This is a genomic window from Zarconia sp., from assembly GCF_057467645.1.
Genome location: NZ_JBRJXU010000097.1, coordinates 1 through 18,084 on the forward strand (window position 1 = coordinate 1; position 18,084 = coordinate 18,084).

17 protein-coding genes are annotated in these 18,084 nt (G+C 52.1%); 12 read left to right on the forward strand and 5 right to left on the reverse strand.

The genetic code is table 11. The features are described 5' to 3' along the window. Positions 1 to 60: 60 nt before the first annotated feature. Complete coding sequence (locus AC2215_RS14365; RefSeq protein ID WP_486810699.1) at positions 61 to 189, reverse strand: hypothetical protein; 129 nt, start codon at positions 187 to 189, stop codon at positions 61 to 63. A gap of 82 nt (positions 190 to 271) precedes the next feature. Between AC2215_RS14365 and AC2215_RS14370 the strand changes: the two genes are divergently transcribed. From AC2215_RS14370 to AC2215_RS14410, 9 genes are all read left to right on the forward strand, one after another. Continuing rightward, on the forward strand, positions 272 to 1,255 hold the full coding sequence (locus AC2215_RS14370) for a pyruvate dehydrogenase complex E1 component subunit beta (protein ID WP_486810700.1): 984 nt from the start codon (positions 272 to 274) through the stop codon (positions 1,253 to 1,255). A 322-nt stretch (positions 1,256 to 1,577) separates the two neighbouring features. Beyond that, entirely contained in the window at positions 1,578 to 2,981 is a 1,404-nt protein-coding gene (gene secD / locus AC2215_RS14375; RefSeq protein ID WP_486810701.1) for a protein translocase subunit SecD, read from the forward strand. 190 nt (positions 2,982 to 3,171) lie between these two features. Beyond that, on the forward strand, positions 3,172 to 4,188 hold the full coding sequence (gene secF, locus AC2215_RS14380) for a protein translocase subunit SecF (RefSeq protein WP_486810702.1): 1,017 nt from the start codon (positions 3,172 to 3,174) through the stop codon (positions 4,186 to 4,188). Continuing rightward, the gene (locus AC2215_RS14385) at positions 4,185 to 4,574 is read left to right on the forward strand and encodes a hypothetical protein (RefSeq protein WP_486810703.1); all 390 of its coding nucleotides are present in this window, start codon (positions 4,185 to 4,187) and stop codon (positions 4,572 to 4,574) included. Before secF ends, AC2215_RS14385 begins: the two co-directional genes overlap by 4 nt. Positions 4,575 to 4,850: 276 nt before the next feature. Next, complete coding sequence (locus AC2215_RS14390; RefSeq protein WP_486810704.1) at positions 4,851 to 6,791, forward strand: cache domain-containing sensor histidine kinase; 1,941 nt, start codon at positions 4,851 to 4,853, stop codon at positions 6,789 to 6,791. A gap of 382 nt (positions 6,792 to 7,173) precedes the next feature. Then, positions 7,174 to 7,401: an NAD(P)H-quinone oxidoreductase subunit L gene (gene ndhL / locus AC2215_RS14395; protein WP_486810705.1), complete on the forward strand. Its 228-nt coding sequence runs from the start codon at positions 7,174 to 7,176 to the stop codon at positions 7,399 to 7,401. A gap of 72 nt (positions 7,402 to 7,473) precedes the next feature. Beyond that, the gene (locus tag AC2215_RS14400; protein WP_486810706.1) at positions 7,474 to 7,806 is read left to right on the forward strand and encodes a DUF3007 family protein; all 333 of its coding nucleotides are present in this window, start codon (positions 7,474 to 7,476) and stop codon (positions 7,804 to 7,806) included. Between the two features lie 5 nt (positions 7,807 to 7,811). Next, a complete protein-coding gene (trpA, locus tag AC2215_RS14405; RefSeq protein ID WP_486810763.1) occupies positions 7,812 to 8,618 on the forward strand; it encodes a tryptophan synthase subunit alpha in 807 nt (268 codons plus the stop codon). A gap of 267 nt (positions 8,619 to 8,885) precedes the next feature. Further along, the gene (locus AC2215_RS14410) at positions 8,886 to 10,169 is read left to right on the forward strand and encodes a pentapeptide repeat-containing protein (RefSeq protein WP_486810707.1); all 1,284 of its coding nucleotides are present in this window, start codon (positions 8,886 to 8,888) and stop codon (positions 10,167 to 10,169) included. A 335-nt stretch (positions 10,170 to 10,504) separates the two neighbouring features. Here AC2215_RS14410 and AC2215_RS14415 read toward each other — a convergent pair whose 3' ends face one another. The 4 genes from AC2215_RS14415 to ndhN form a co-directional block, all read right to left on the reverse strand. After that, positions 10,505 to 13,273, reverse strand: coding sequence for a GAF domain-containing protein (locus AC2215_RS14415; RefSeq protein ID WP_486810708.1), 2,769 nt, complete (start codon positions 13,271 to 13,273; stop codon positions 10,505 to 10,507). 445 nt (positions 13,274 to 13,718) lie between these two features. After that, positions 13,719 to 14,324, reverse strand: a complete 606-nt coding sequence (locus AC2215_RS14420) for a vWA domain-containing protein (RefSeq protein WP_486810709.1) — start codon at positions 14,322 to 14,324, stop codon at positions 13,719 to 13,721. Between the two features lie 60 nt (positions 14,325 to 14,384). Beyond that, positions 14,385 to 14,822 (reverse strand): salt stress protein, Slr1339 family, encoded by a 438-nt coding sequence (locus tag AC2215_RS14425; RefSeq protein ID WP_486810710.1) that lies wholly within the window; start codon positions 14,820 to 14,822, stop codon positions 14,385 to 14,387. A 155-nt stretch (positions 14,823 to 14,977) separates the two neighbouring features. Next, a complete protein-coding gene (ndhN, locus tag AC2215_RS14430) occupies positions 14,978 to 15,451 on the reverse strand; it encodes an NAD(P)H-quinone oxidoreductase subunit N (protein WP_486810711.1) in 474 nt (157 codons plus the stop codon). A 952-nt stretch (positions 15,452 to 16,403) separates the two neighbouring features. On the opposite strand from ndhN, the gene rplC reads away from it, so the two are divergent. The 3 genes from rplC (at position 16,404) to AC2215_RS14445 (ending at position 18,047) form a co-directional block, all read left to right on the forward strand. Next, positions 16,404 to 17,039, forward strand: coding sequence for a 50S ribosomal protein L3 (gene rplC / locus AC2215_RS14435; protein ID WP_486810712.1), 636 nt, complete (start codon positions 16,404 to 16,406; stop codon positions 17,037 to 17,039). Between the two features lie 77 nt (positions 17,040 to 17,116). Further along, positions 17,117 to 17,749, forward strand: coding sequence for a 50S ribosomal protein L4 (gene rplD, locus AC2215_RS14440; protein WP_486810713.1), 633 nt, complete (start codon positions 17,117 to 17,119; stop codon positions 17,747 to 17,749). Next, positions 17,742 to 18,047 carry a 50S ribosomal protein L23 gene (locus AC2215_RS14445; protein ID WP_486810714.1) on the forward strand — a complete coding sequence of 102 codons (306 nt, stop codon included), beginning with the start codon at positions 17,742 to 17,744 and terminating at the stop codon, positions 18,045 to 18,047. The genes rplD and AC2215_RS14445 overlap by 8 nt, the downstream gene beginning before the upstream one ends. The last annotated feature ends 37 nt before the right edge of the window (positions 18,048 to 18,084 follow it).

The window sequence follows — 18,084 nt, forward strand, 5'->3', positions numbered from 1 at the left end:
GAAAATCGCTCGTTTTTTAATTACCATATTTAGTGTGTTTACTCGAGTAACTCTTCAGTTCTAGACGGTTTCCGATGACCGATCGACCCTTAGATCCCACACCCAAAAGCTAAAACCATTCTCCCTTCCCCGTTCCCCGTTCCCCATTCCCCGTTCCCCATTCCCCGTTCCCCGTTCCCCGTTCCCCATTCCCCATTCCCCATTCCGCGCTTCAAGTCAGTTTAAGGTTATGATTACAATTTGATAGAGCGAACTTCTATACACCATTGACATGGCAGAAACCCTATTATTTAATGCCCTCCGCGAAGCAACTGACGAAGAAATGGCTCGCGACTCCTCAGTCTTCGTATTGGGAGAAGACGTGGGTCACTACGGTGGCTCCTACAAAGTCACCAAAGGCCTGTACGATAAATATGGCGAGCTGAGAGTCTTAGATACGCCGATCGCCGAAAATAGCTTTACCGGGCTAGCAGTGGGAGCTGCCATGACCGGACTGCGGCCGATTATTGAAGGCATGAATATGGGGTTTCTGCTACTCGCCTTCAACCAAATTGCCAACAACGCCGGGATGCTGCGCTACACCTCCGGCGGCAACTTCAAAATCCCGATGGTCATTCGCGGTCCCGGTGGGGTGGGACGGCAACTCGGTGCGGAACACTCCCAGCGCCTGGAAGCCTATTTCCATGCCGTGCCGGGTCTGAAAATCGTCGCCTGTTCTACCCCCTACAACGCCAAAGGTCTGCTCAAAGCCGCAATTCGGGATGAAAACCCGGTGCTATTCTTCGAGCACGTCCTCCTCTACAACCTCAAAGACAACCTCCCCGCTGAAGACTACGTCGTTCCCCTCGATAAAGCCGAAATCGTTCGTTCCGGAAAAGACGTGACGATTTTGACCTACTCGCGGATGCGCCACCACGTCACCAAAGCCGTCGAAACCCTCGAAAAACAGGGATATGACCCCGAAGTCATCGACTTGATTTCTCTCAAGCCTTTCGATATGGAAACGATTGGGGCATCAATTCGCAAAACCCATCGCGTCATTATCGTCGAAGAGTGCATGAAAACCGGTGGGATTGCCGCCGAATTGATTGCCTCGATCAACGATCGCTTCTTCGACGAACTCGATGCCCCGGTTCTGCGCCTTTCCTCTCAAGACATCCCCACCCCCTACAACGGTAAACTCGAAAACCTGACCATCGTCCAGCCAGCTCAGATTATCGAAGCCGTGGGTAAAATGATGAACCGGCAAGTCTAGTAGAACGTCAGTTCGGGATCGAGAGTTTCGGGTGAGGGTTGGGTGTAGGGCATTAGTTAAAGGTTAAGGTGGTGTGCCAAAAACGGACGCACAGCGATAGTAAGACAACCTTGGTGGCAAGTTGCTGTGAAACATCAAGAATCACCGTGGCAGAGCACCCGGTGAGTATGTCAAAATGCGCCATGGACCACTGGCAACGTTCTTCCCCCACACCCCACACCCCACACCCCATTCCCAATGACATTGTCAAAAACCATGAATTATCGATTCCTAAACCCGCCCTAGGGTCGATAATTTGTAGTTGAGCGTTTCCTCTGAATTTATGCGAAGACAGCAATCTCTACTCGTTCTCATCGTCGTTTTGCTCGTGGGCGCTTTGACGCTGTTAACTCTGGTACCCTTGCGCTTGGGGTTAGACCTCCAAGGGGGCGCGCAGTTAACCATTCAAGTCGAATCGACCGACGAAGTTAAAGATTTAACCCCCGAGGAAGTCCTGAGCGGCGTTCTGAGCGTGGTGCGAAATCGGGTCGATGCCCTGGGTGTTTCCGAACCCTTGGTGCAAACCCTCTCCGACGATAAAATTCTCGTGCAACTGCCGGGGGTCAGCGATCCGGCACAAGCCGAACGGGTATTGGGAGGAACTGCCCAGCTCGAATTTCGCGAACAGCAAGCCGGGACGGAGGAGCAATTTCGAGCGGAGTTGTTAGCTCGCCAAGAATTACAAATCGAGTTCGAGGTGCTCAAAGCTGGTGGAGATGATGCGGCGCTCGCTCAAAAGCAAGAATCTTTAGAAGCCAGCAACACGGCGATCGCCGAACTCTTCGCCCCCCCCATTTTAACCGGAAAAAACCTCAAATTCGCCGACGCGCGCACCGCCGCCGCCGGTTCCGATAATTGGAGCGTGGCTTTAGAGTTTGACGGGGAAGGGGGAGAGCAGTTTGCCGAACTCACTAAAAATTTAGCGGGAACCGGTCGCAGTTTGGGGATTTTCCTCGATGGCAAACTGATTAGTTCTCCCGTCGTCGGCGTGGAATTTGCCGAAACGGGGATTACCGGCGGTCAAGCGGTGATTAACGGACGCTTTACCATCGACGAAGCTAACGATCTCGCCGTCCAATTGCGCGGGGGGTCGCTGCCGGTCCCGGTGAAGATCGTGGAAAATCGCACCGTGGGGGCAACTCTGGGACAAGATAGCATTCGTCGCAGTGTCTGGGCCGCCGTGGGGGGATTGATTTTAGTGTTGGTCTTTATGGTCGCCTACTACCGGCTTCCTGGGGCGATCGCGAATATTTCCTTAATCATCTACACCCTGCTGACCTTGGCCGCCTACGCCGCCCTGCAAGTCACCCTCACCTTACCTGGAATTGCCGGGTTTATCCTCAGTATCGGTATGGCGGTGGATGCCAACGTGCTGATTTTCGAGCGCACTCGGGAAGAATTGCGGGCGGGCAAGAGTTTGTATCGTTCCGTGGAATCGGGTTTCTACCGCGCCTTTTCGAGTATTCTCGATAGCAACGTCACCACTCTGATTGCCTGTTTGGCGCTGTTCTGGCAGGGGGCGGGTTTGGTGAAAGGCTTTGCCCTGACCCTGGCGATTGGGGTGGGGATAAGTATGTTTACGGCGATCGCCTGTTCGCGCACTCTCCTATTTTCAGCCCTGCAAGTGAACCAGTTTAAAAAGCCCGAACTCTTCTGCCCCAATTTACCAGCGTCTTCGCGATCGTAAAATTCACACACCCATGGGCGATCGTGGCAGCAACATCGGGAATCGGAATTACGCCATGAATACAAAGACGTTCTCCCTAAACTCAACTCAATAGACTCGGGTCATTTCCACCCCACGCAAAATTCGTAAGATGGCTCTGGAATTTTGCATTTTTAATTTCTAATTTTTAATTCCCCAAGAGGTGGTGTTCTTGAAACTCAACATCATTAAACAGAGACCGCTGTGGTGGTCGATTTCCGGAATTTTGGCAGCAATTGGCGCGATCGCGATCGTCATTTCGACGTCCACCCTCGGCGCACCGGTCGCCCCCAGCTTGGACTTTATCGGCGGCACCCGACTGCAACTCGAACTCGACTGCTCCATTGCCGGTAACTGCGACAATCCCATCGAACTCGATACCGTTCGGGAGATTATGAACGATCGGGGGTTGGACAATCGCGGGATTCAGGTGGTCGGTTCCGAAGGCAAAGGCTTGTCGATTCGCACCCTCGACCTGGATGTAGACGATCGCACCCAACTGCTGGGCGACCTCGAAGAACGCATCGGTAAGTTCGACCCTGAAAGTACCCAAATCGATACCGTCGGTCCCACCATCGGACGGGAATTGCTCGCTTCGGGATTAACCGCTTTGATTATCGCCGCGGCCGGGATTGTCATCTATTTAAGCGTCCGCTTCCAGCTCGATTATGCCGTCTGCGCCATTATTGCCCTCTTGCACGATGTCTTTATCACCGTGGGGATGTTCTCCGTATTCGGACTCGCCCTCGGCTGGGAAGTCGATAGCCTGTTTATCGTCGCCCTGCTGACGATTCTCGGTTTCTCCGTCAACGATACCGTGGTGATTTACGATCGCATTCGGGAAATCCTCAAACGCAGTGCCCTCGACGAAGCCAACGACGGCAAACCCGTGGGCATTAACGAAGTTGTCGATACGGCGGTCAATCAAACGTTGACTCGATCGATTAACACCACCGCCACCACCTTACTCCCGTTGGTGGGCATTTTCATCTTTGGCGGAGAAACCCTCAAATACTTTGCCCTGGCTCTGATTATCGGCTTTACCCTCGGTGCTTATTCAAGTATCTTTATTGCCAGTTCTGCATTGGCTTGGTGGCGAGAACGTCAAGAAGCCCTCATGCCGGCAACCGCAGACGCAACAGCTTCTGACGATGCGATCGTCGAAGCCCAATTCGATCGAGATGAATGAAAAAAGCCCGATCGAGCATCCTTGATTCTCCCTCCCCAGAAATCGAGCGGTTGCATCGATTGACGGTGTACGCTCGCTGGGGAATTGTCATCGTGCTATGGATGAGTCTCGGCATCGCCAGCATTTGGATGCTGCGCCGCGAAATTGCCCTGTGGTTCGAGCATTTTACCTGGGTCGCCGTTTGGTACGCCCTGCGCGCCCATCCCATCGCCGGATTCGGCTTATTTTTTAGTACCGGCATGACGTTATCGGTACTGGTTTGGCAAAGTCGCAATATCCTCTGGGGAATGCCCAAAGCCGAACAGCTTCGTCTGGCCCGTCAAGTGCGTCGGATTCGAGAAACCGGTCCGCGCCACCCCCTATGGAAGTGGATTTGCCGCGAGTAACCCATCGATCGATAGAGGAAAAGGGTTCAGGGTTAAAGGGGAATGGGGTGTGGGGTGTGGAGTTGGGAAAACAGAAAATTTTGAGTGGTTCGCCAACACATTGTCTCCCCCTGCTCACCCTCTCCCCCTGCTCCCCCCTTGACTGGATATGTCAATATTAAAAGAGGGGTCAGTTTAGGTTCGGGAAACCCATTCGCGGGAGTAACCTAGCAGTTGCGCGGGAGATAAAAGACGAGGCGATCGAGGAATAAAACCTCCAAGTTGACAGGCACTTGTATGGGCAAACCCAGTGAAATCTCCTTTCGCCGTTTCTTACTGCTGCGGCTCGTCCTTCTGAGCATACCCGTTTTATTGCTCGGTGCTTTGAGTTATCGCAAAGCCCGCTCGGGTCTGCTGGAAACAGCTCGCCAAAACCTCACCGAAAGTGCCGTCAGAAAAGGCGCTAGCGTCAAAGCGTCCCTTGGGTCGCTCGGAGCCAATTTGCTCACCGCCAGCCAAACCTCTGCTATCGAATCGGCCTCTCGAGAAGAATTGCCGATTTTTTTAGAACAGCTCTTAGAGCGTCTCCCTCGAAACGTTCGCTGCATCGAACTCAAAAACTGGCAAACCGAACGCATCGAAGCGAGTACCTGCGACTCTCCCTTACCCATCGCGGTGCCAGAAGCCTTTTGGCCCGTGAAAGCCCGTCTGGAAGACATCGATCGAGATCTCCTCTACGTCCAAACTGCCCTTGCCAAAATCCAGCCTGTGGAACCCCACAGCAAGCTGAGCCTGGTGATGAGCGTTCCGGTCTACGGCCAGACCGATACTGAGGGTCTCAAACCCCTGCGCTATGCCTTGAGTTTGCAAACCCAACTCTCCCAACCCGAAGCGGTGAACAAACCCGGTTCTCTGGCCGGGTATACGGTTTTAATTGACGAAACTGGAACGATCGTCGAACATCCTTTTACCGATCGCGTGGGGAGCAATATTGCTCGAGAAGAAGATGCGGGGCGCTTACAAGGGCTGATCGACAACGCCAGGGAAGGACGCCAAGACTTTCAGCACCTATTCTACTTCGATGACGATCGCGAAGAACTCATTGCCGGCTATACGGCGATCTCCTCCCCCGTGACGAACGATCGAGAAGATAAATGGGTCGTTCTGGCGGTGACTCGCCTCGACAGTGCTTTAGCAAGGCGTGGGGACATCAAGCTGGTGATCTTTAGCCTGGTGGTGGGTCTATTTGCCGTGAACTTGCTCGCCACCCTGTATATCGGTCGCGCGGCAGCCCATCAGGTGGAACAATTGGGAGAGTACGCGCTCAACGTCCAAAATCGCTCCACCCCCGAGGCGATTCCCGCTAACTTTACCATTCGCGAGTTCAACCAACTCTCTCGAACCCTGAATACGATGGTCGAACGGCTCGAAGCCTGGGCGGAAGAATTAGAGACGGCGTGGCAGGAAGCCAAAACCGCCAACCAGCTCAAAAGCGAGTTTTTGACGACGATTTCCCACGAACTGCGCACCCCCCTCAACGGCATTCTCTGTTCGGTCCAATTGGTCAAAGATGACTGTTGCGATAATCCCCAAGAAGAGTTGGAGTTTCTGCAAACCGCCGAACGCTCTGCCTTGCAACTGCTGGGAATTATCAATGATATTCTCGATATGTCCGCCCTCGAAGCCGGTCAGATGCCGGTCAACATCCAATCGGTGGATCTTCGAGAGGTTCTCAACCAGGTCATGACCGTGCAGCGTGCGGAGATCGAAGCCAAAGGCCTTGCCTTAGAGATCGCACCCCTCGTCAAGCCGCTGATGGTACGAGCCGATACGGCTAAACTGACCCACGTTCTGGGTAATGCGATCGATAATGCCTGCAAATTTACCCACGCGGGCAAAATTTCCATTTCCACGCGCATCGAACCCGCCACAGGCGAAAATGCCACCATCCCCGGTTCCCAAGAGGCTCGATTGAATGCGATCGTCCAAATTCAAGATACGGGCATCGGCATCGACCCCCAAGATCGCGATAAACTATTTCAACCCTTCGTGATGGTGGATGGTTCTACCACCCGTCAGGCTGGCGGAACCGGCTTGGGACTGGCGATTTCCCGCAATTTAATGGAGTTGATGGAGGGAACGATAACCTTGTACAGTGCCGGAGTGAATTTGGGGACGACGGTGGAATTGAGTCTACCCCTGTCAAATGGACCCCATCCGGGTTGTGAGGAAAGCTAGGGAACCTCAGTTTGGGATAAGACCGTATTCGGGGAGGCTGAACCTCTCCCGGCTGAAGCACGGGAGGTTCCAAACGACTCTCTAACTTCTAGCTCGTTACAGCATACCTGGTTAGAGGATTTGGAATGACAGGAGATCGACTGTGTGGTGTCTAACAGGGAAGGGTTTTGTCGGATCTGGCAATTGCCGGTGGTGACGACAACGAGAATTGAAGGGTTGGGCACCCCCCGCTCCCCCTTGCGATGTCCGTGCTAGGTAGGTGCAACTACCATAGCCGATTGCGGCTTCTCTCGAATAGAGACAATCGCCCGATCGTTCACATTCGGGTAAAATTCGATCGGAGATACACAAACAAAGTCTCTGTTCGCGAGCTTGCCAATCCATGACTCAAACAAACTTAATCGCGTTAGTTCTATATCTTTCCCTCGCTGGAACTTACCTCGTCGTGTTGCCCTTGGGGCTATATTTCTATCTCAAAAATCGATGGTACGTCGCCAGTTCGATCGAACGACTCATTATGTATTTTTTCGTGTTTTTGTGCTTTCCCGGTCTCATACTACTCTCTCCGTTCCTCAATTTTCGACCTCAACCGCGTCAACTGGAGGGATAGTCTTTTTCGCACGACACTGCTGCCACGCTCTGACATGAAATGGGAGCAAGTGTTGCGCGCGGACGTAAAATTATGCGAAGGATCGACGTCATTGGAATTGGCTTAGGAATCTTTGTCCTCGGAGGCCTACTATACGCGCTTTTGCAAGCGATCGGATTGGAAAACCTGGATGCGGGAATCTGGAGCCAGGCGATCTTAGTCGTCGGATTGGTGGGTTGGCTGCTGAGCTATCTCTTTCGATTCGCCACGGGTGGTATGACTTACAACCAACAACTACGAGACTACGAAGAGGCGGTGTTGCGCAAGCGCCTCGATGAAATGACTCCAGAAGAACTCGAGCAACTCCAAGCGCAAATTGAAGCCGAAGAACGCGCCTCGGCAAAATCGAACCCAGAACGAGAATAACGATGGTGGTATCCGTTTCAGATTGCTTTGAGTCTTTGCGCCGTCAGGGTCGGTGCGCTTTGATTCCGTTTATCACGGCCGGAGATCCGGATTTGGAGACCACTGCCAGTGCCTTGCAGGTTCTCGATCGCAGTGGAGCCGACATCATCGAGCTGGGGGTTCCCTATTCCGATCCCCTTGCCGATGGTCCGGTCATCCAAGCCGCAGCCACTCGCGCCCTAGAACGGGGCGTACAATTGGATAACGTGCTGGAGGTGGTGGCAACGGTCAGCCCGACCTTGAAATCGCCGATTATTTTATTTACCTACTACAATCCCATTTTAAATCGGGGGGTCGAACCCTTTTTGCAGCAAATCGCCCAAGCTGGCGTTCGAGGGTTAGTGGTTCCGGATTTGCCCCTGGAAGAAGCCCGATCGCTGATGGAATTGAGTCGGGAATACGGCATCGAGGTGGTACTGTTAGTTGCCCCCACCAGCCCCGAAGATCGAATTCGCGCCATCGCCGAACGCTCTCAAGGTTTTATCTATCTCGTCAGCGTCACCGGAGTGACCGGAGTGCGCTCTCAAATTCAATCGCGAGTGAAAGATTTGCTGGTTCAGTTGCGTCAGGTAACCGATAAACCGATTGGGGTTGGATTTGGCATCTCCGGGCCCGAGCAAGCCCGCCAAATCCAAGAGTGGGGTGCAGATGCGGCGATCGTGGGCAGTGCGTTCGTCAAACGATTGGCGAACGCGGACAAAACCGCCGGCTTAGAGGCGATCGAAGGGTTTTGTCAGAGTTTGAGCGATGCCGTTAAAGCATCCGCTCGTTAAGTCTTACGACTGTTTGGGCAAACTGGTATTGGTGCGCGATCTTTTCGTCGCGACTCGACCCGATCGGGTTGAGGCTTCCGGGTTATTTTTTACATGGCAGTTGTCTGTGTCAAGCTTCTGCTGGAGAAACCGAGCTGAATATCCCGATCTTGGATTTTCCCCCATGGCGATCGTCCCTGGGGAAGAGCGGTCAAATCAATGGTGACCCTCCAAGATCGGGTCTTGTCCCGCAAAAATAGGATGATTGTCGTTCCCCCCTCGATCTCAATGGACCCCGACGAACTTCTCGCACGATACGCTGACGAGCTTCTGGCTCGCTCGGCCGTTAATTCCTTGCTCGAACGATATGAGGCTGGAGAGCGGGAATTTGGTGCGATGGACTTAAGCCAAGTGCATCTCAGTAATGTCGATTTGCAAGGCGTCGATCTTGGAGATGCCGATCTCAGCCACGCCAAACTCTATGGGGTAAATCTAAGTCATGCCAATCTCAGTAATGTTAATCTCACGCAAGCCAAACTCTACGGGGTGAATCTCTCGGGAGTCAATCTGGGCAACGCCGATTTACAAGGGGTCGATTTTAGCGATGTCGATCTCAGTTACGCCAACCTCAGCGAAAGCGACTTTGAAGAGGCTTACCTGAGTGGGGTGAATCTGAGCGGTTCCGATCTCTCTTGTGCCAATTTCAGCAACGCCAACTTGACTCAAGCCAATTTGAGCGAAGTCGATCTCTCCTGCGCCAATTTCAGCAACGCCAACTTAAATCGAGCCAATTTAACCCACGTCACTCAAGGATTTAACGAAGTGACCCTGGATGCACGGCGGCAATCGATCGACTTTACCCGAGCCAATCTCAGTTGTGCGAATCTCACCCAAGCGGATCTGAGTCATGCCGATTTTCACCAAGCCAACCTGCAAAATGCCATTTTGGTGGGGACGCAACTCACTCATGCTTTTCTCGAAGAGACCAATCTTTCGGGAACCAGCCTCGATAGTCATCAGAAGATTCTCGAGATTCAAAACTCTCTCGAGAGTTTGGAAGAAACCCCCATCCAAAATCGAGGGTTGATTCAACAGATTGCCACCCTACAATCGGAACTCCAACGGGAGGAGATACCCCCAGAAAATCTCCAAGGCGATGGAACCCATTGGATACAATCCGATCGCAACGGCGAAGGTTGGGTTTGGGAGCAATTGAGGCTGCAATCAGAAGCTCAAGTGGAAATAGCAAAAGCACTCGATCGAGCCAATCTCCTATTTTTTGGGAATGGCATCGCTCGCCTCGAGCTCGGTGGCACCCGCGAGAGCGAAACGGAGTGTGGCTTTTTAGTCTTCGAGCGCGTTTCTGTCGTTCCGGCAGTCGTTCGATGGGGGATTTTAGCGGTAGAACCTCCCAGGGATGACAGTGGCGATCTCACGCATCTACAGGCCGATCGAGATCTTTATTTCGAGCGGGGAGGGGTTCGGATTTATCGATTTCCCTATGATGAATGTTTGCAAACCCCCGATAAAGTCGTGCAAACCTTTCTCGAACGACTCGCTTTTCAGAAATAACCTCAGTTTATCGATCTCGAACCCCCTCCCTCGACGATCGCTTTTTCAAGATCCGACGATAATGCTCCTTGAAGCTCGATCGCGTTCATCCGATTGGGGGAAGACTCAACATCCATAATGCCCTTAGTCTAAAATGAACGCGAAGATTCAAATGAAACCCATGTCGCACTCTCTCAAAACCCGTATCAGCCAATATCTCATCGCCCAAGCCCAGCATGGGGACCTGTGGGCTATGGATATTCTCCGTCAGTGGGAGCAAGAGGTGCAGGAAAATCTCCAATTTGAAACCGGATTGCTGAGTAAAACCCAAAGTTTCAAACGGACATCCGATCGCTTCAGTTCATCCGCCGAATCGGAATTTCCATGCGGAATGTCGTACCCTTCTGAGGTTGTGAAGTACAACTAAAATCACCTTGGTGCTTGTCTACGACGATCTGATAACTAATCGATAACCCCAACCCCGTTCCTTTGCCCACGGGCTTCGTGGTAAAAAAGGGATCGAAGATTTTTTGGTGGATGGACTCGGGAACGCCCATGCCGTTGTCTGTCAGTTCGATAATTGCAACCGGTGCGTTCGAGTGAGGTTGGGTTTCAACATCAGTACGCAGGAGAATTTGACCCAGATCGGGCTTTTCAACGGATTGGTGGTGTTGGTCGATCGCATCGATGGCATTACTCAACAGGTTCATGAACACTTGATTGAGCTGTCCGGCATAACACTCAACCAGAGGCAGATCGCCGTATTCCTTCACCACTTCAATTTCCGGGCGGTCGGACTTCGCTTTGAGCCGATGTTGCAAAATCAACAGCGTGCTATCGAGTCCTTCGTGCAAATCGACAGCCTTTAAATCAGCCTGGTCCAGACGGGAAAAACTCAGCAAAGACAGAACGATCTGGCGAATGCGATCGACTCCTACTTTCATCGACGCGAGCATCTTGGGCAAATCTTGTGCCAGATATTCGGGTTCGACTTCCTCGATTCGTTCCTCAATCTCTGGGTTGTTTTGGGGGCACTGCTGCTGGTACAACTCCAGTAAACCCAGTAGATCGCGGGTATATTCGCGAGTATGCACGAGATTACCGTTGATAAAGTTAACTGGATTGTTGATTTCGTGAGCCACCCCAGCCACCAGTTGTCCCAAACTCGACATTTTTTCGCTTTGAATCAGTTGCGTTTGAGTTTCTTGCAACTCTTCTAGAGCTTGGGAGAGTTGTTCGTTCTGCTGTCGGGTTCGATCGAGCAAATTGGCTTGCTGCAGTGCCACCCCCATTTGAGCGGCGATCTGTTCGAGAAACTTCAGTTGAGTTTCTTCCCAACAGCAAGGGGCTGAATGTTGGTACGCGGCCAGAATTCCCCAGAGCTTTTGTTCGACAAAAATAGGAACAGTGGCAAATGCAGCGATGTGGAATTGTTCGAGAATTTCGAGATGACACGCAGACAGATTCGATCGCTCGACATCATTCACAATGAAACTCCCACCCTGGCGGTAGCGACCTCCCTGATGCTCCTGAAGATAGGTATCATCCCAAATGAGATTCTCACCAAATCGACCAATATCGTTCCATTGAGAAGCAACCGACTCAAAATCGTTTAAAAACTCTCCTCCCCAATCTGAGTTGAAACGATAGACTGTGACGCGCTCGACTTCGAGCAGTTTGCGGACCTCTTGCGTCGCGGTCTGAAAAATGGTTTTGAGGTCTAGAGATGTGCGAATCTTTGCAACCACTTCAAATAAAATTCGCTGCTGCTCTGTTACTTGCTGTAACTTCGACGTTCGCTCTTCAACCTGCCGTTCTAAGCTGCTATTGAGGGTTTTCACCCGTTGATGCATTGCATCCTGAACGATCGCCGTGGCAAAGTGCTTGGCTAAGGTTCGTGCCAGTTCGAGGTCGCCGGCAGTCCATTCCGGTGCTTGGTGTTCGATCGATTGCTTCCAGACTTCAAAGGACTGTCGCGGGTATTCTTGCCGCCGATCGGGATCGAATTCCCCCGCCCAAAGTTTCTCGGTTTTGATTTCATCTCGAAAGATGCTCAGATACCCGAGAGTTTGTTTGCCGTAGCGCAGGGGAACGATAACAAGGCCCCGAATTTGAGTCGGTTGAAATGCAACTTGTAAGTTTCGTAATTCTGGGGTTCGATCTAAGTCGGCGATCGCCCAAATCGCTCGATCTTCGAGAGAAAAGTATCGCTCCCAGGCGCTGTACTGTTCCATCATGGGGTACATCGCCCGTTCTGGGATGACAGGTCCGCTACCACAGGTCAGCAGTTGGACGGATTCGGCCTTTGTTGGGTCAGATGTTGATGGGTGGGCAATACCGTTGTCTTCGTCGATCGCCGACCGTCGGAAGTAAAGCCGACCGCCGGAGCCTTTCAAGGCTTTGACAGTTTCTTCTAAAGCGGTTTGTAAATCGAGAGCGTTCGGGGTCTGCAACAAACGAGCGATCCGATTCACCGTCGCCTCTCGCTGCCCCCGTTCGCGGGCAACGGCTAGGAGATTCGCCTGAGCAATTGCCACGGCCAGTTGCTCGACAACCATTTGTACGTCTTCGAGTTCTTCTTCAGGAATGGTCAGAGACTCACTGTGATGGGAAACGAGCAGTCCCCATAACCGGTTGGCTTGTAAAATCGGAACCACAAGAGAGGATTTCACGCCCATCGCCGTTAGGTATTCTGCATGGCAAGGATCGACAGGACGATAGCAAATGGGATCGAACTCACCGTGCTCGGAGTCTGAATCGAGTTGGAGACTGTGTCCGATTTGTCGAGCATCTACATTCACGATCGCTCGCATTCGCGCTTTGACGAACAATTCGCGGGCATCATCGGGGATGTCGTCGGCGGGAAAGTTGAGTCCTAATAGCGAAGGTAAGCGAGTTTCATCAACTGATTCTGCAATGACTCGACCACAGCCATCGGGCTGAAATTCGTAGATTTTTACCCGCTCGGTTCCCAGAAACGAACGAACTTCTGTCACCGTCACGTTCAAGATCTCTTTTAATTCCGGTTCGGGCGATTGCAGGGCAAGTTCTGCAATTCGACCGAGCAAGGTTTTGCGATCGGAACGGTTCGGCACGGTGACGGAAGAAGTTGAGGTGGCACTCATTTCGGAAACAGGGAGATAAACGAGGAGAGAGTCAATGAGTTCTCCTGTTTCCGTTGTAAGCGTAGTTTAGGTAAACTGACAAATCTTACTTTTGCCGATCGAAACTTGAAAATCTGTTAACCATCTTGAAGGGTGCGAACGGTTTAAAATCCTTAAAAAACGTCAGTTTTGGTTAAGTTGTCTCACCCCAATGCTGACTCCGAGCGATGTTCGGGCAGGCTAGAAATTCGAGAGCAAGTCGATCGCACTGGGATGAATTTCCTTGCTAGTGAGCTGGGAACTTCATTCCCCATTCCCCGTTCCCCGTTCCCCATTCCCCACCTTCACCCGAAGCTATCTTATCCAAAACTGACGTTAAAAAAGGGTAGATTTACCGATAGCGAACGTACAAACCACTACGCAAATCTACCCGCTCTCAATGGCTTCTCAAATGACCCGATTCGATTTAATCTAAAATGGCATTGAGGAGAACTTCCGATAGGGTCGATCCTGCCATGCGATCGAGGGTTACGGTATCGACAATATCGAACTTCGCCCCCGCCCCTTCCAGGCGATCGTCAAGAGCTTTGAGAAACTCTGTGACTTTAGGATCGTTCCCCACTTGAATAAACGAAATTCCCAGTTCTTCGTCTTTATCGATTTGGCGCGAAGCCTCGATCAATAATTTCATCACCCCTTTGCGATCGTCCGGTTCGCCATCGGTAATCACCAAAAAAATTTCTCCATTTTCTTTGGCTTCTCCACTAGATTTACGCTGAAAATAGTTATCGAGCGCATCTTTGAGGACGCTGAATAAATCCGTTCGTCCCACCGGTTCGTTTTCTTGGAAAATCTCGGTGACTTTATCGGCCGTTACGTTATCGTAGCGCTTGAATCGACTGGAAAAAACGTAAATGGTAATCCCATCGGGATCGAACTCGTCGCATTTTTTGGCTAGAGCGAGGGTCGATTCTTGAACGGCTTCCCAGCGGCTTTTGCGTTCCGCTTGGTCTTGGGTAGACATACTACCGCTTTTATCGATGATTAAGGTATAGTCGCGATTTTCGAGCATAACCACCACAGAAGACTCGTGCTTTCAGATTTTAACAGTTGTCTCCGGATTCGGGAGGGGTTAAGAGCGTACTTCTTTCAGGGCTTCTAGATAATCGATCGCCGCTTCGAGTTCGCAGGCGTATCCCTGGGCAAATTCGGTAAACCACAACCCTTCTCCTGAATGGCGATCGAGGTTTTTGAGCCAGGTTTGAGCGGTTTGTCTCAAGGCTTGACGCTGTTGCTGTCGCTGCTGTTCTTGCTGGCGGCGCGCTTGGGCTTCTCGTTCACGTTGTTTGGCAGCTTCGAGGCGATCTCGATCTTGATATTCACTGCCAAGTTCGGCAAGCAAGCTATCAATGCCAGCGGATGAAGCGGGACGCACGGCTGGAGTCGGACTCAAGGGTGGCATTGGGGATGAAGATTTCTGGGGCTGTTGTTTGCCGGTTTGGGTCTGCTTTTGGGGGCGATCGCTATACTCTGCTTTGACCTGAGCGAGCAAGTCGTCAATCGATTCCATGGGGACGATCGGGTGTGCCTACATCTTCTAATATAGCTCTGTCTGAAGCTTCGGGAGCTTTGGAAGCAGGCTTGGGCTTTGGGAGCTTGGGAGGCTTCGGGGGCTAAATTCTCTCTTGTCTCCCTTGTCTCCCTCGTCTCCCTTTCTAAAAAAACTCAGGCGGGAACCAAGGCATCCTTGAGCGGCGTCCATCGGAAAACACGATCGCTGCCCAATTCGACGGCTACTTTCACGCGCGGTTCTAAACTTGGTAACACCGTTAAATACTCGATTTCCTGAGTGGATAACACTTTCCCATCGATAATCCACAGGAGCAAGCCTTTGGATTTGGCGGGAAGTTGTTCGAGTTGAGAATTGATAATTGGCGGTAGGTAGTAAACCGGTCCGACAGAACCCTCACCGTAATCCTTTTTACCCAAGTGGGGGGGACGAACGCCGTGAACTCCGCGCAAGTAGGCCGCTAAGTCGCCCAATCCCCGTGCGGAGAGGCTAATGCTGGTATAACCGGCCGCGCGCAACCGTCGTTGGTAACGACCTTCAAATCCGCCTTCAGCGGGGACGTAGAGTCCTAGCGCGCCGGATTTGTCCATATCTTGGATAAATTTTTTCCCAAAGACGAGCGGTATCATAGAATTTTGACTTAGTATTTTGACTGAGCGTTTCAAGATATCTACCGCAATCGGTTATTTTGTTTGCCGATGTCTGTCTGGGCATCAAATCCCTAGGCATCTAACCCGAACCGAGTTGCAACAATCCTTTGTATGAGTATATAGCGATCGGCTCTCCGGTGGAGAGGAGCACTGGGGAGCTGGGGGAGTTGGGGGAGAAAAATACTGGTGGGAGAGTCCCAACTCTCCTAAGGATCGTTAGGGTGCGCACGGTCTGAGCGTCACTGGCATCCTGCGCTCGTTACCACCCACTGCCTCCGTCGATCGCAAAAACCGTCCGTAACAACACTGAAGATCGTGAGATCGTGTCGTTCATCGCCCAAATGCATCTTTACCGTTTCCCCCGCCTGCTTTCATTCCCGACCGAATTCATACGTATTGTGGGATTTGAAAAAATTTTTCGTTCGAGACTAGACATCGGGATATAGGTTGTGTAAGATATAAAATTGTGGCTTAATAAAGCTAGTCCAAAAGCTAACAATTTGCCCCATACTAGCGGTTTGTTCGAGCGGTGGGAGTTCGCACCCACTCCAAGCAACCCACAAGTATAGTAGAGGCAAAGCCGGCGAATCTCCTGTAGCGCTCTTCAAGCAACCTGTGAAGATCTACAGATATCACTAGGAATCGGTTCAAGCCCGCGCATAAGGATCGTCTCGATCTCAAAACGCTTTCCTAGAGGATACTGAGTAGCTCGCTGCTTAAGTCCTGGCCCGATCGGGCAAATCCCGGCACTACGCTTTTAGCTTAACTCACACGCTTCACCCAGTCGTTCGCGCGAACGAGTGCCCCCGATGGGATTCGTTGGCGTTTTGCGCTCGGGTATTTTCAAATGCGTTCTTCGTGTTAGGCGAGTCGAAAGATTCGTCTAAGGCTAAGTTGCGGGTAAATCAATGACGAGGAGAAACAAGTAACCGTGTCAGTTGGAATTCTCGGCACTAAGTTGGGGATGACCCAAATCTTCGATGAAACGGGTAAAGCGATTCCCGTCACCGTCATCCAGGCCGGACCGTGCCAGGTCACTCAAGTCAAAACCAAGCCGACCGATGGCTACAACGCCATTCAAATCGGCTACGAAGAGGTGAAACCCAAGGCGCTCAACAAGCCAAAGCTCGGTCATTTAGCCAAATCCGAAGCGGCTCCCTTGCGTCACTTGCGCGAATACCGCGCCGAAAATGCCGGGGAATACCAGCCCGGTCAATCGATTAACGCCGAGATACTCAGTGCCGGTCAACTCGTTGACGTGTGCGGTACCAGTATCGGACGGGGTTTTGCCGGATATCAAAAACGCCATAACTTCCGACGGGGACCCATGTCTCACGGCTCTAAAAACCATCGCTTACCCGGTTCGACCGGGGCAGGAACGACTCCCGGACGGGTGTATCCCGGCAAACGGATGGCCGGTCGTCTCGGGGGATCGCGGGTCACCGTTCGTAAGTTGACCGTCGTGCGCGTGGATACCGAGAAAAACTTGGTACTCCTCAAAGGTTCGGTTCCCGGAAAGCCGGGTGCGTTGCTCAGTATCGCACCGGCTAACATCGTCGGGAAATAGAGCAAACATCCCTTTATGTCTCCCCGATCTCGATCGAGAACTTAGGAAGAGCCAAGACAGAGCAAAAGACAAGAAACATGGTTAACTGTTCAGTTCGGAACTGGGACGGAGAAGAAGTAGGGCAAGCCACCCTCGAACTCCAGGTCGCCCGAGAAGAAAATGCCGCCCATATCGTTCATCGCGCCTTGAGGCGGCAAATGACCAACGCCCGTCAGGGAACGGCTTCGACCAAAACTCGCGCCGAAGTGCGCGGGGGCGGACGCAAACCCTGGCGGCAAAAAGGAACCGGTCGCGCCCGAGCGGGTTCTAACCGTTCTCCCCTCTGGCGGGGTGGTGGTGTCATCTTCGGTCCCAAGCCGAGAGACTTCAACATCAAGATGAACCGCAAAGAGCGACGGCTGGCGCTGCGTACGGCATTTCAAAGCCGCGCCGAAGATATCGTCGTCGTCGAAGAGTTGAACGGACGTTTGGCACGGCCCAAAACCAAAGAACTCGTCAGCGCCATCGAGCGGTGGGGAATCGAACCCGGCTCGAAAGTGCTGATCGTCATGGCCGAGAAAGATGAAAACCTATATTTATCGGCTCGGAACCTCGAAAGAGTGAGGCTGATTATGGCGACGAACTTAAACGTATACGACGTACTCCACGCCGATCGAATCGCGATCGCCGCCCCGGCTCTGGAGCAAATTCAGGAGGTTTACAGTGACTGAAAAAATTGACCCCCGCAAACTCGCCGATTTAATTAAACGGCCGATCGTCACCGAAAAAGCGACATTACTGATGGAAAACAATCAGTATACGTTTGAGGTCGATCGCAAAGCCACCAAGCCGCAAATCAAAGCGGCGATCGAGGCCCTGTTCGATGTTAAAGTCCTCAAAGTCAACACCTTAATTAAGCCGCGCAAAAAGCGGCGCGTCGGTCGTTTCGTCGGCTACAAGCCCCAATACAAGCGAGCCTTTGTCAAACTCGCTCCCGACGATTCGATCGCCTTGTTCCCCGACGTATAAACCTCAGCCGAGCCATTCACCCGTCTTTTGTCATTGA

Coding starts and splice junctions, on each gene's coding strand:
- rplD (WP_486810713.1), top strand. CDS start 17,117: ATGGTTAACTGTTCAGTTCGGAACTGGGACGGAGAAGAAGTAGGGCAA.
- AC2215_RS14385 (WP_486810703.1), top strand. CDS start 4,185: ATGAAAAAAGCCCGATCGAGCATCCTTGATTCTCCCTCCCCAGAAATC.
- ndhN (WP_486810711.1), bottom strand. CDS start 15,451: ATGATACCGCTCGTCTTTGGGAAAAAATTTATCCAAGATATGGACAAA.
- AC2215_RS14400 (WP_486810706.1), top strand. CDS start 7,474: ATGCGAAGGATCGACGTCATTGGAATTGGCTTAGGAATCTTTGTCCTC.
- AC2215_RS14370 (WP_486810700.1), top strand. CDS start 272: ATGGCAGAAACCCTATTATTTAATGCCCTCCGCGAAGCAACTGACGAA.
- AC2215_RS14415 (WP_486810708.1), bottom strand. CDS start 13,273: ATGAGTGCCACCTCAACTTCTTCCGTCACCGTGCCGAACCGTTCCGAT.
- AC2215_RS14410 (WP_486810707.1), top strand. CDS start 8,886: ATGGACCCCGACGAACTTCTCGCACGATACGCTGACGAGCTTCTGGCT.
- AC2215_RS14390 (WP_486810704.1), top strand. CDS start 4,851: ATGGGCAAACCCAGTGAAATCTCCTTTCGCCGTTTCTTACTGCTGCGG.
- AC2215_RS14420 (WP_486810709.1), bottom strand. CDS start 14,324: ATGCTCGAAAATCGCGACTATACCTTAATCATCGATAAAAGCGGTAGT.
- AC2215_RS14365 (WP_486810699.1), bottom strand. CDS start 189: ATGGGGAACGGGGAACGGGGAACGGGGAATGGGGAACGGGGAATGGGG.
- AC2215_RS14425 (WP_486810710.1), bottom strand. CDS start 14,822: ATGGAATCGATTGACGACTTGCTCGCTCAGGTCAAAGCAGAGTATAGC.
- ndhL (WP_486810705.1), top strand. CDS start 7,174: ATGACTCAAACAAACTTAATCGCGTTAGTTCTATATCTTTCCCTCGCT.
- secD (WP_486810701.1), top strand. CDS start 1,578: ATGCGAAGACAGCAATCTCTACTCGTTCTCATCGTCGTTTTGCTCGTG.